The sequence below is a fragment of the Methanobrevibacter sp. genome, from assembly GCF_045220775.1.
Taxonomy (GTDB): Archaea; Methanobacteriota; Methanobacteria; order Methanobacteriales; family Methanobacteriaceae; genus Methanocatella.
Genome location: NZ_JBGUWC010000110.1, coordinates 1 through 12734, shown reverse-complemented (window position 1 = coordinate 12734; position 12734 = coordinate 1). Strand labels below are relative to the sequence as shown.

The 12734-nt window shown below is 35.3% G+C and carries 16 protein-coding genes; 10 read left to right on the top strand and 6 right to left on the bottom strand.

Annotation, left to right across the window (positions count from 1 at the left end; all coding sequences use genetic code 11):
* The 6 genes from ACJROP_RS07350 to ACJROP_RS07325 form a co-directional block, all read left to right on the top strand.
* A partial coding sequence (locus tag ACJROP_RS07350; protein WP_406534825.1) for a Cna B-type domain-containing protein occupies positions 1–2981 on the top strand: 2981 nt, incomplete at its 5' end.
* Between the two features lie 587 nt (positions 2982–3568).
* Complete coding sequence (locus ACJROP_RS07345; protein WP_406534824.1) at positions 3569–4102, top strand: hypothetical protein; 534 nt, start codon at positions 3569–3571, stop codon at positions 4100–4102.
* A 29-nt stretch (positions 4103–4131) separates the two neighbouring features.
* The gene (locus ACJROP_RS07340) at positions 4132–4503 is read left to right on the top strand and encodes a hypothetical protein (protein WP_406534823.1); all 372 of its coding nucleotides are present in this window, start codon (positions 4132–4134) and stop codon (positions 4501–4503) included.
* On the top strand, positions 4500–5330 hold the full coding sequence (locus ACJROP_RS07335; RefSeq protein ID WP_406534822.1) for a hypothetical protein: 831 nt from the start codon (positions 4500–4502) through the stop codon (positions 5328–5330). The genes ACJROP_RS07340 and ACJROP_RS07335 overlap by 4 nt, the downstream gene beginning before the upstream one ends.
* A 410-nt stretch (positions 5331–5740) precedes the next feature.
* Positions 5741–6013, top strand: coding sequence for a transcriptional regulator (locus ACJROP_RS07330; RefSeq protein ID WP_406534821.1), 273 nt, complete (start codon positions 5741–5743; stop codon positions 6011–6013).
* 113 nt (positions 6014–6126) lie between these two features.
* Positions 6127–6504: a hypothetical protein gene (locus tag ACJROP_RS07325; RefSeq protein ID WP_406534820.1), complete on the top strand. Its 378-nt coding sequence runs from the start codon at positions 6127–6129 to the stop codon at positions 6502–6504.
* Here ACJROP_RS07325 and ACJROP_RS07320 read toward each other — a convergent pair.
* Positions 6491–7123, bottom strand: a complete 633-nt coding sequence (locus ACJROP_RS07320) for a CatA-like O-acetyltransferase (RefSeq protein WP_406534819.1) — start codon at positions 7121–7123, stop codon at positions 6491–6493. The two genes, ACJROP_RS07325 and ACJROP_RS07320, sit on opposite strands and share 14 nt — an antisense overlap.
* A 73-nt stretch (positions 7124–7196) precedes the next feature.
* Here ACJROP_RS07320 and ACJROP_RS07315 point away from each other — a divergent pair, with 73 nt between their 5' ends.
* Positions 7197–8528: an FAD-dependent oxidoreductase gene (locus ACJROP_RS07315; RefSeq protein WP_406534818.1), complete on the top strand. Its 1332-nt coding sequence runs from the start codon at positions 7197–7199 to the stop codon at positions 8526–8528.
* 23 nt (positions 8529–8551) lie between these two features.
* Positions 8552–9532 carry an Mrp/NBP35 family ATP-binding protein gene (locus tag ACJROP_RS07310; protein ID WP_406534817.1) on the top strand — a complete coding sequence of 327 codons (981 nt, stop codon included), beginning with the start codon at positions 8552–8554 and terminating at the stop codon, positions 9530–9532.
* On the opposite strand, the gene ACJROP_RS07305 is transcribed toward ACJROP_RS07310, so the two are convergent.
* Entirely contained in the window at positions 9519–9914 is a 396-nt protein-coding gene (locus ACJROP_RS07305; protein WP_406534816.1) for a hypothetical protein, read from the bottom strand. The genes ACJROP_RS07310 and ACJROP_RS07305 overlap by 14 nt on opposite strands.
* A gap of 5 nt (positions 9915–9919) precedes the next feature.
* Complete coding sequence (gene msrA, locus ACJROP_RS07300) at positions 9920–10816, bottom strand: peptide-methionine (S)-S-oxide reductase MsrA (RefSeq protein WP_406534815.1); 897 nt, start codon at positions 10814–10816, stop codon at positions 9920–9922.
* Positions 10817–10926: 110 nt separating this feature from the next.
* Between msrA and ACJROP_RS07295 the strand changes: the two genes are divergently transcribed.
* A complete protein-coding gene (locus ACJROP_RS07295) occupies positions 10927–11118 on the top strand; it encodes a hypothetical protein (protein ID WP_406534814.1) in 192 nt (63 codons plus the stop codon).
* A gap of 9 nt (positions 11119–11127) precedes the next feature.
* On the top strand, positions 11128–11403 hold the full coding sequence (locus ACJROP_RS07290; RefSeq protein ID WP_406534813.1) for a hypothetical protein: 276 nt from the start codon (positions 11128–11130) through the stop codon (positions 11401–11403).
* Here the strand turns inward: ACJROP_RS07290 and ACJROP_RS07285 are convergent.
* From ACJROP_RS07285 to ACJROP_RS07275, 3 genes are read right to left on the bottom strand one after another with little or no spacing between them, the layout of a single operon-like run.
* Positions 11392–11676: a hypothetical protein gene (locus ACJROP_RS07285; protein ID WP_406534812.1), complete on the bottom strand. Its 285-nt coding sequence runs from the start codon at positions 11674–11676 to the stop codon at positions 11392–11394. The two genes, ACJROP_RS07290 and ACJROP_RS07285, sit on opposite strands and share 12 nt — an antisense overlap.
* Positions 11677–12120 carry a hypothetical protein gene (locus ACJROP_RS07280; protein ID WP_406534811.1) on the bottom strand — a complete coding sequence of 148 codons (444 nt, stop codon included), beginning with the start codon at positions 12118–12120 and terminating at the stop codon, positions 11677–11679.
* Positions 12121–12122: 2 nt separating this feature from the next.
* A complete protein-coding gene (locus tag ACJROP_RS07275) occupies positions 12123–12611 on the bottom strand; it encodes a hypothetical protein (RefSeq protein WP_406534810.1) in 489 nt (162 codons plus the stop codon).
* Positions 12612–12734 lie beyond the last annotated feature (123 nt).

Below are 12734 nucleotides of genomic sequence, written 5' to 3'. Positions count from 1 at the left end.
GTTATAAATCAGAAGTTACTAACAGTACACTCTACAACTGGACTATCATTAACACTCACGTTCCTGATGTGACTGTGGTTAATGTTACTAAAGTTTGGAACGACAATGATAACAAAGACGGATTTAGACCTGCTAATGTAACTGTTATATTATTGGCTAACGGTACAGAAATTAACAGAACAGTTTTATCAAATGCCACTGGATGGAATTTCACTTTCAGTGACTTGCCACTCAGAAAAAACGGCACTGACATTAACTATACTGTTAAAGAAGAACCTGTCGATAATTACTCTATTAACATTACAGATCTTGGCAACGGCAAATTCGTAATCAATAACACTCAAATCGTTAAAGTTTGTGATTTAGAAATCAAAAAATTAGTAAACGCTTCAAATGTATATGTAAATGACTTGGTAGAATGGAGAATAGTTATTAAAAATAACGGTCCTTCTGCTGCTGAAAATGTAATTGTAAAAGATACTTTACCAGACGGTCTTGTCGTAATTAGTTCTTCAAAAGATTATGAACGCGATGGCTATGATTTGATTTGGAACATTGGAGAGCTACAATCCAATGAAACAATTTATATCGTATTAGTCACTCAAGTTCAAAAAGAAGGACAAATAGACAATTTCGTAACTGTTAACACTACAACCAATGAAAGCGATTATGATAACAATAAAGCAAACAATACAACTTATGTAAATCCAATTTGTGATTTAGCAATCAGTAAAGTTGTTAACGCTTCAAATATTTATGTTAACGAATGTGTTTCATGGAATATCACTGTAATTAACTATGGACCAAGCACTGCAATGGATGTTGTAGTAAAAGATACCTTACCTGAAGGCATCGAAATACTATCCGCAAATCCAAGTGCAGGCACCTTTGATAAAGAAACTAGAATTTGGAAAATAGGAAACTTGGACCAAAATACTCCTGTTTACCTTATTTTAGTTACTAAAATCTTAACAGAAGGTTCAATTACAAATATTGCTGTAGTTAATACAACTACTAATGAAACCAACACTTCTAACAATGAGGCAAATAATACTACTGTTGCAGACCCTATTTGTGATTTAATCATTAATAAAACTGTTAATGCTTCATCTATCGATGTTGGAGACAATGTTGAATGGACTATTAACGTTATTAATGTGGGTCCTTCAACTGCTTTGGATGTTAAGGTTAAAGACGCCTTACCTGAAGGTGTTTTAATTTTAAGTGCAAGTCCAAGTGCAGGCAGCTTCGATGAAGAGACTAGGATTTGGAAGATTGGCGAGTTGAAAGCAAACGAGCCGGTTTCCCTTGTTTTGGTTACTCAAATCTTAATTGAAGGAAATATTACAAATGTAGTTTCTGTCAACACTACTACTTATGAGCCGAATAAGACTAATAATGAAGCAAACAACACAACTCTTGCAAATCCAATTTGTGATTTGGCAATAAGTAAATTTGTTAATTCTTCTGTTGTTTATCTTAATGAATTCGTTGAATGGACTATTGTTGTTGTAAACAACGGTCCTAGTGTAGCAAAAGATGTTGTTGTAACTGATATCATACCTAACGGTCTTGTATTAGTTAATTCAACCACATATGTTGGTAGTTATGAAAAAGGAATTTGGACTATTGGAGATCTTGAAAAAGATACACCTGTATCTTTAGTATTGATTACTCAGGCTCTTGAGGAAGGTAATATTACAAACATTGCAGTAGCTAATACCACAACTCCAGATAAGAACACAACCAATAACATTGCAAACAATACAACTGAAGTAAAACCGGTTTGCGATTTGGAAATCATCAAATTGGTTAACGCATCCAGTGTTAACATTACAGATTTAGTCGAATGGACTATTGTTGTTGTAAACAACGGTCCTGGCGTTGCATATGATGTTGTTGTAAGTGACAATTTACCTAGCGGTCTTAAATTGCTTAACGCAGATCCATCTGTAGGCAACTATAATGACGGAATTTGGTCTATTGGAAATCTTGAAAAAGACAGTTCTGTATCTTTAGTATTGATTACTCAAGCAATTGAAGAAGGCAACATTACAAACGTGGTAACAGTAAATAGTACTACTCCTGATTCAAACAGAACAAACAATAAGGCGAATAACACAACTAATGTTAAACCTGTATGTGACTTAGAAATCGTAAAACTTGTAAGTGCTGAGAAAGCATATGTCGGTGAAGAACTCACTTGGACCATACGTGTAATCAACCACGGTCCTAGCGCAGCTAAAAATGTCAAAGTATTTGAAAACATTCCTGGCTCATTGAAATTCATCAAGGCAATCGGCACTAAAGGTAAATATGATGCAAAAACACAAGTTTGGACTATCGGAACTCTTGAAAGCGGATCAACCGCAACTCTCAAGATTGTAACTGAGGTCCTATCTGTTGGAAACATTACAAATCCGGTTGAAGTGACAACATCAACTCATGACTCTAATAAAACCAACAACAAAGCAAATAACACAACTAAGGGTATTGCTGCTGTTGATTTGGCTGTTGTCAAATATGCTGACAAAGCCACATATCATGAAGGCGATGTAGCTCACTGGTATATTACTGTAATCAATTATGGCCCATGTGTTGCGCATAATGTAGTTGCATTCGATGTATTGCCATCCGCATGCAAATTCATTGATTATAAGGCAACAAAAGGAACATATGACGTTTCAACAGGCAAATGGACAATTGGTGATTTGGCAAAAGGCGAAAGTGTTACTCTGGAAATTATATGTAACGTTACCAAAGCGGGCAACATTACTAATGAAGTATATGTAACCTGCGATGAAAACGATACCAATCCGGATAACAACTACGACAATGCTACAGTTGAGGTTCTTCCTAATGAGCCTCCAGTTGACAATCATACACCAGTTTTACATGAAACCGGTAACCCAATTGCATATCTTGTAATTGCATTGTTTGCCATTTTCGCAAGTGTTAGGTCTAGAAACAGGAAAGAATAATTCAAAATATTAGTTAACTAGTTTAAAAACTAGTTAACCACCTTTTTTTATTTTTTTTTTTAAGATCAATTTTTTACGCATATATTAATCAAAAGTATTTTTTTATTTTTCATCAATCAGATTGTGAAACTTTTAAACATCTGAAAATTACATTTACTGCAATATTGCCATATAAACGAAATATTTATATATAATGTAAATCAAATTTAGTATTGTACCTTATATTTTGACATAAACCACACCGTTACTTAAGGATTGTAATTTGACTCTATACGAATTTTATTGACTGTTAAGGGAGTTGATAAAAAATGCCACAAATTGTACAAATTCACTACTCATGGAGTGTAGTGTTCTTTTAAGTTCATATGGTTGCCTAGTCAACACTATCAAACTTGATTATAGTTTTTCACCCCGTTGACTAGCAACTTTTCATCATTTTTCAAATTGACAAGTAGCTGTTTAAATTAGTTAATTGTTAGTTCGTTCTGTTCAATCATATCATTTATTTCACCTACCTCCTTTAATCTCTTAAACAGCTACTTAAAGCTTATAAATTTATTAACTATCGCCATTTTGGAGTATAAAATATGCAAATTACAAGAAAAGCCAATATAAATGTAAGAAAAACTGTTGAAAACTCTGTAGCTGGAAATGATGACTTTCATTTTCATGTGGATGAACTCACATCTGCAAATAAGATGCCGACCTATGTGGGCATGGCGGATGAAAAATACACGTTCGATGAATTGAATGACGAATTTTTTGAATTTCTAGAAAGAAAAGCTTCAAAAGATGGAATCTATGTTAGACTGGTCTTTGCCGGCGGATCATTTGCCAATGACGGTGAAGCCGTATTCGAGCTTGAATATGGTGAGAATCAAGAGACATTCAGAACTAGTGAAATTGATAGGATTTTAGTATTTGAGTTTGCAGACTTTGGTATTAAAATCAAAGGTTCTTGTATAACATTTGGAATGACTGTTGAAGGGGGATGCGGCCAGACTCCTTACTTTGTTGAGTTTGGATCTGATAAGGCAAATAGGCAATATACGTCATTAGACAACCCGCTTAATCAACATATAATTTCTATTATGGAGGAAATGATTGTTTTAGATGAATAAGTCTCATCTAATATCTTTTTGAGGTTTAAATGGAGCTAAATTTTACTAGATTCAGTCAAGAGATTATTGAGTTTATATGCGCAGATACTATTAGAGACATTGATTATGGTATTTTAGATTTATCATATGTTAAGGATATTGAGCTAAAAGATGTCTTATATTTTTTAGAGGAAGTTTTGACATTAGAACTTAAAGTCAATTACCTGGAAAATAACACAGGCATTTTTAGAGTTCAATTAGAGAATAATAGATATTATTATAGAGAATTTGGATATGTTATTGAAGCTGATTCATTAGTTGAGTTGAAAGAATTGGTTTTAGCTGAAAATAGAGTTTGGTATATATTTGATTATGATTTGCTTGAAAGCTTAAAAAAATTCAGAAAAGAGGTCGTGTTATGATTTGTCCAAATTGTTCAAAAGAGTTAAACGGTTTTGTTGAATACTGCAATGAATGCGGTTGTAAAGTTGATGGAAGTCTTATGGGTGAGTTTAAAACAGATTTTTACTTTGTTTTTAAACACCCTCAGGATTTCATTTTTGTCAATTCCAAAAACGGCCATCAATTGGTTTTAAGGGCTTCTACTTTAGAAGAGCTGGAAAAAGAAGTTAAACATAATGGATTTTTCTGGATGTCAAAGAATAGGAAAGAAGCTGTAAAAACTCATCCGGTTTTAGATTCAAAGGATATTTTCATGCCTGCAAGTTCCCTTAAAAGTGAAAAGAAAGTTGTTAAAAAACCAAATAATCTTTCTAATGGAATTAGATTCCAAAAAACTAAAAGTATTGGAAAAAGTCCGTTTGAACCTTTCAAAATTACAGATAAGCACGTTAAAAGAAATCCTAACGTTGTGTTTAAAAATAATGAAGCCGAAGAAGTTATGAGGCAGGACTATGGTATTTTAGGAGTCTTTAAGGACATTAGTAAAAGTGCTCCAACATGGGTTTACAAATCACCTAGTCAGAATGTTGCTATTACTGAGCGAACTTTGGAAGGACTGAAAAATAAAGTTGAATCTAAAGGTTTTAAATGGATTGTTGTAAACAATCATTTGGCGGATGAATCTTTTAAAAATGATTTAAGGGAAATCCAAGCTCGCGATTCAAAAATTAAAGCAAAAAATGCCAAAAATAATGTTGATGTTAAAAAGAAAGCTCAAATTAGGCAAGAAATGTTAGGCGGCAGGCCAAATGAAAACTCAACAAGACTAGATAGGATGTTTAGATAATTATGACAGCTGTTTAACCATGTTTTTTTAATTTCAATTCTCCTAAGTCTTTTTTTACATGGTTAAACAGTAAATTACAATTTACTTTTTTTATTTATTTTTCATTTTTTCTAAATTTATGTGAAAATTTGATGGGAAATCTATCTATAATAAAATAAATAATTCTTTTTATACGGTCCATTAAAGAATTTATGATAATCATTAAATTAAATGGCATTGATGTTGGACTTCTATTTTTTAATTGATTGTAAACTGCGTTAAACGATAAGCAATTTTGTTGGATGATGCGGTTGTGAAATGAGTTGGAATAATTATGTAGGAATAGTGATAATCATAATGATTTTATACAATCAAGTTTATATTATATTGTTAACAAATTATTGTTATATTACTTATAGGAGACTATTATCATGGATGATGAAACATTGAAAAAATATGCATATGTAAGCATATCATCTTACAGATCAAAGGTTGTAAAAGCAATGGAAGATGATGTGAAAACCCCAATTAAACTTTCAAAAGATTCAGGAATCAAGAAAAATCACATATCAAAGGTATTGCGTGAGCTTAAAGAATCCGGCGTTGCTGAATGTATTAATGAAGAAGCAAAACGTGGAAGGCTGTATAGGTTGACCGATGTTGGGGAAGAGATAGTAAAACACATTAATATAGATGAAGAGTAGTTGGTAGGTGGCGACTTGTCCCATCACATGAAAAGTCATCGTTGACGGCATTGTAAATACACGCATATTAGGTGAAAAGATATTAGGAAAGTTTAAAAAATAGGGTTGTTAAAATGAAGTTTTCAGGATTTGTCAATGTATACCAAATGGACGATTTGACTTGGAAATATGAGTTCGGTGAAAAATCGCATACTGCAGATAATTTGAAAGATCTGGAATTTCTTGTTCGCATGCATGGGTTGAAATGGGGAATTCTGGATAAGGACCTTGCCGAAACCTCACTTAAAGAGGATGAAGCAAACTACACCGGATTTTTGAATGTCTACAGGAAAGGTGATTATTGGTTTTATAGGGGATCAGAATTAAAGTCTCACAGCCTTCAGACTTTAAAGAAAAATGTCGAAAAGGAAGGTTTGGAGTGGAGAGAAACAAATAAGGATTTGGCTTATAAGAATTGGAAGCTTGATTTGAGAAAGTTCACTCAGCAATAGTCTTGTCGAATTCCTTTTGCAGGTTCTCATAGAAATACCCTAATTCACGACCATTGACGAAGATATGGTTCACTGTAATTGATACGCTCATTTCGTAGTTTTTGTTAACACGTCCCCATGTTATCAATGGCTGGATTTGGTTGTTTGTGACTATGGCTGTTGTTATTGAATCGAAATCAACCCAGGGGATGCATGAAAAATTTGCAATGTTTTCAAAGTCTCTTTTAAACATGTCCAGTTTGAAACTTTCGCTGTCGCCATCCAATATGCTTTTTGAAAGATTTTTAACGTAATCGTGCCATTGGATTATATCATCAAAGTTTTGTGGTGTTTGGACTCTCATCTCTTTGTAGATTTCATTTCCTTCATCCATAATTGGGCAGGTTCCCTCAAGATAGTCAAATTCTATTGCCTTGCCGTCTATTATTCTTCTTTTAAGCTGTGGAATGGAATTGACCGCATTCATCATACAGCCCAAGCTCATCACAAAAAAGGATTTATCATTTTCCTTGCAGTAATTCCATAATTTTTCAACGTTAACTCTTGCAGACATTGAGTATCTGGAAGATAAAATATTGATAAAAGGATTTTCTTCTAAATTAAATTCAATTTCTCTCATTTTTTAACCTTAATCTTTTTATATTCTTTTTGATATATATTGATATTGTATAAATCAAAATGGAAATGTTATAATGAAAGTAGTAATAGTAGGCGGAGGGGCTGGTGGAATATCAACAGCTTCAAACATTCGTAAACTCGATAATGATATTGAAATTACAGTTCTCACTAGGGATAATAAAGTGGCATACTCTCCATGCGCCATTCCTTATGTATTGGCAGGAGTAATTGAAACTTTTGACGACATTGTAATGAGAACTCCTGAAGATTATAAGAACAAGAACATTGAAGTAATCACTGAAGTGGAAGTAACTGCAGTGGATTCAGATAAAAAGACAGTTACCTATGAAAGAGAAGGTAAAGAAACCGTCATGGATTATGATAAGTTAGTTCTTGCAACAGGAGGCAATCCATTTGTGCCGCCAATGCAGGGGGTAGATTTGGACGGCGTATTCAAGATAAGAAATATTGCTGACGGTATCAAGGTTCAGGAAGCTATGAAAGATGCAAAAAGCGCTATCGTAACTGGTGCCGGTCTAATCGGCATTGAAATAGCTTTTGCACTTAAAAATCAAGGATTGGATGTAATTTTAAGTGAAATGATGCCACAAATTGTTCCCAGATCACTTGACAAGGACATGTCTGATATCTTAGTAAAATATCTGGAAATGGAAGGAATCAAGGTTGTCCTGGGCAAACCGATTACAAGATTGATTGGTGATGGCAAAGTTGAAAGGGCATGCTTCGGTGATGAAGAAGTATATGATGCTGACATGGTTATCATGGCGACAGGCGTAAGGCCTGAACTTGAGCTTGCCAAGATGGCAGGATGCAATACCGGCAGATGGGCCATTATCGTTAATGACAGGATGGAAACTTCAGTAGATGATATCTATGCAGTCGGGGACTGTGTCGAATCAAGAGACCTGATTTTAGGTTCAAACACCATTTCCCACTTGGGAACAACTGCTGTAAGGCAATCCAAAACATTAGCCCGTACAATCTGCGGCAAAAAATCCAAATTCAATCCTGTCTTGAATTCAATGGTATCCAAAGTGGGCAAACTGGAATTTGGTGCTGTCGGGTATACTACAGGTTTTGCAATGCAGAATCAAATCAGGCCGGTTGTACAAAAGGTACAGGCACTTACAAGAGCCCGATATTATCCTAATGCAAAACCAATGGACATTAAAGTTATCTGTGATGGAAACGGAACCATTATCGGTTGCCAAATCATAGCGGAAGAAAGAGTGGCTGAAAGAATTGATACAATGACATTGGCCATTACAGAAGGATTGACCTGCTTTGATTTGAGCAATATGGAATTCGCTTATGCGCCGCCGGTATCAATGGTAACAGATCCGTTAATCCTTGCCGTGGAAGAGGTAAGTAAAAAATTCAATTAAAAAAATTGGGGAGATGAATCAAAATGGCAGAACATGGACACGGTCATCATGGTCATGGGGGTCAAATGACTCCAGAACAGCAAAAACAAATGATTGAACAGGAATTGAGATTAGCTAAGAATTTAGGTCAAATCAAGCATAAGCTAATCGTCATGAGTGGAAAAGGAGGAGTTGGAAAATCCACCGTAGCGGCAAACATTGCTGAAACATTGCAGAAGTTAGGCTACAAAACCGGTATTTTGGATGCAGATATTCATGGACCAAACATTCCAAAAATGTTGGGAATTGATATACGTGAAGAAGAGTTTAACCAATACCAATTTGAAACCTTTAAGGAAATCACTGAAAATGCAATGGCCAAAGAGACATTTGAAAGTGATGAAGAGCAAGCAGAATTCATCAAGGCAAAGCAAGAGGAATACAGGCACTCAATGTTTCCAGTTGTATTGCCAAGCGGTTTGAAGGTAATGTCAATGGCATTTTTGATTGACAGCATTGACAGGCCTATCATTTGGAGAGGTCCTCAAAAGACTGGAGCTATCAGACAGTTGATTTCTGACGCTCATTGGGGAGAACTTGATTATCTAATCATTGACAATCCGCCTGGAACCGGAGATGAACCGTTAACAGTATTGCAGACCATTCCTGATGCTGATGCGGTAATCATGGTAACTACACCTAATGTAGTATCCCAGGAAGACGTTTTGAAATGCGTCAAGATGGTTGAACTGATGAATATTCACAATATCGGTCTTATTGAAAACATGGCATATTACATTTGCCCTCATTGTGATGAAAAGCTACACATTTTCGGTGAAGGCAATGGTGAGTTGTTTGCTGAAGAGATGGAAATTGAATATTTAGGCGATTTGCCTATAGAAGAAAAAGTTTCCAATGCACCGAATAAGGAAGCAACCATTTCAGTGCTTGATCCAGATGATGTCGTTTCAAAAAGATTTGTCGAAATCGTAGAAGATATTCAAGACAAATTCATAAAAGACTGATGTTAATTATATAGCTCACGCGAGCGATATTTACGATGTATCCTAAGAAATTAGGATCTTCTTTTAATTTTTTAAAGTAATCCAATTTTTCAATGATATAATCCTTGTTTTCATCCATCACATTTAGTGAGAAGTATTGCATTCCGTTAATGTATTCCGCCTCATCGGTAAAAATGGGCACCAAATATTCGCCGTCATTTGCGTATGGGATTTTGACGGGTTTTGAATCTTCTACAGAGATGATAAATTCCTTATCTTTGATATATTCTTTGATTTCAGCTTCTGTTCTGTCGATGGCTTCTTGGTTTTCATTTACGCCATGCATGTAAATCATGTTGATATGATTCTTCAGCTCTGGATGTTTGATTTCTTCGATTTTCATTGTATCTACTTATCTTTTTCATTGCTTAAATATTCTTCAATCTCATCTTTTGGAATGAATTTCAATGCTGCGGAGTTGATGCAGTACCTTCTGGAGCCGCCGGGCCCGTCATGGAAAAGGTGTCCCAAGTGTGAATTTGCCTTTGCGCTTCTCACTTCAATTCTGGTCGTTCCATGTGAAAAGTCCCTGTTTTGTGTAATTACATCATCAGATATTGGCTTTGAAAATGCCGGCCAGCCGCATCCTGAGTCGAACTTGTCTTCGGAAGAAAACAAAACCTCGCCATTTACGACATCCACATACACACCATCTTCAAAAAAGTTATCATATTTGCCGCTATATGGTGCTTCCGTCATTGCGAGCTGTGTTATTTCGAACTCCTCTTTGGTCAGGTGGCTGAATTCTTTATCATCTATCAAATCTAAATCGATATGGCAATAGCCCTGCGGGTTTTTCTCCAGGTACTTTTGGTGATACATCTCTGCTGTATAAAATGAGCTTATGGGATAAGCTTCAACAACAATCCTTTTTGATGAGGCTTTTTGTTTTTCTTTCAAAAATCTTAAAACGGTTTCCTTCTGTTCATTTTCCTGCCAGTAGATTCCTGTTCTGTATTGTGTCCCTATATCATTGCCTTGCCTGTTTAAAGCATATGGGTCAATGATCTTAAAGAAATTTTCCAGTATCTCTTCGAGGGTGATGATTTCAGGATTATATGTGACTTTTACAGTCTCTGCATGGCCGGTTTTGCCGGTGCAGACCTTTTCATAAGTTGGCGCAAGGTCCCGGCCGTTGGCATAGCCCACTTCAGTCTGATTGACTCCTTTCAATCTTGAAACGAATGCTTCAACACCCCAAAAGCACCCTCCTGCCAGATATATTACCTTTTGAGTTGTAAACATAATAATTAATATTATTTCAAAGTATTTAATTAAATCGGCAATTATTTTTCCTACAAAAAATATTTTTATTAGGTGAATTATAATTTATACTATACTTTGGAGGAAATCTCATGTTTTATAGTACAATAATGAAAATTGATTCAATTGACAGATTAAGGGATATCAGGGATGCTTTACTTGTGGAACAAGGTATCAATCCTACCCGTCAAGGTGAACAAGCTATTAAAGTTGTAGTTGAAAGAATTGATGAAATTCAATATACATTAGACAAATCTGCTAAGAAAAATAAAAACAGAAAATAAGTGATTTTTGTGATAAGACGCGTAACAACTAGCAGACGTTTGCTTAGAAAGAATATTTATAAAGCGCCACATACTCGTCATAGGAATTCTACATACTATCGTGAAAACAGAAACCTGGTAAAGCCCCATCAGGATAATTTCAAGGATATGAACGGGCCTAACATAAGACGTAAAAGAAGACCTAAACGCGAAGCGGTTTCCGGATTCAAGATGTCTTATAGATATAGATATTATAAGGATGATATTGTAGAAGAAGACGAAACAGAAGAAGAATTAGAAGAATAATTCTTCTTGCAACTCTTTTTTTGAAATAACCTTATTTTTAGAATGTATATCTAAAATAATGCCTGAAAATTCATCATCGTTTTTTGCAAGCTCTCTGAACAGTTCAATTGATACTTCACAGGGTTCATAGTCAGCAGCCAGTTCCAGATATTCAAAACCCTTTTCATATTCATCCATACTGGAAAATGCAATGATTTTAAAGTCTTCAAGGCTACCTGTTACAAGAAAGTCCCTTTCGTGGTCCTCACCGATTGCAGGGCAAATGAATCTCATCTAAAAGTCACCGTCCCTGCTCATGTTGAAGTTCTGTGAGTGGGGATTGATTACAAAGCCCTGGAAATGCTCATCTTCATCGGCCATTTTTGAAATGTCATCGGGTGTGAGCACCTTCATTTCAAGCTTGTCTAAAAATAGTTTGGAGATTTTGGCGCTGCCGACGGCATATTCCCTGATGTCAGTAAAGACAGGTATGATATATTCCCTGCTTGACTCGGTCAATGTTAGCTTTACAGGCCTTTTGGCTTCATCAACCAAAGTAAAATATATTTCAGTAGGATATGTTTTTCTGATGTTGTCCTTTACGGCTTCAAGCTCGATGGCATTTTCGCTTTTGAGCTTTTTTGCCATATCCGCATATATCTGAATGTATTCTTTCAATTGGCTTTTGGAAGCCTTGACATTGTTTTTCTGATAATCTTCGTAGTCTTTAGGATCCATGTCTACTCACAGCAGTCGTGAACGTCTTCGCTTGATATTACAAAGTCCCATTGAGGTGCATTGATTGCAAGGCCAATGAAATCCTCGTCATCTGAATGATCAGCTACGATTTCACTGCCGGTTTTTTTATCCAAAATAAATTCATTATTGCCAAACTGTTCCTTGAACTCTTCGATAGCTATTTTTGCTTCCTCCTCATCGGTATAAACAGGAATGACGAATTCTTCAGCATCTTCGTCATCATCGCTGATGATTAAAGCGACGACTTCTTTCTCTTCGCTTTCCGCATTGGAGACAAAAATGAATTCCTCGTTGAAGACCATGTGTTCTATTTCATGATAGATTTCGTTCATCTCATCGATTTGAGCTTCGTTTTCCTCTTCGAACTTTTCATCCAAATCGTCTGAAGTCTCTAAGGCCTTTTCGATTTTCTCTTCCAAATCTTCGTCCAATTCAATAAATCTTTCAATCAATTCTTTAAGTTCGCTCATAATTTCACCTTAAATTAATAATCATAAAAAAAGTCTTTTAAAAACAAATGAACATTCTCTTCCTAAACACCACTAAAGGAATACAAACGAATGCTCATTTCAACCATCACCATTGTTCATATT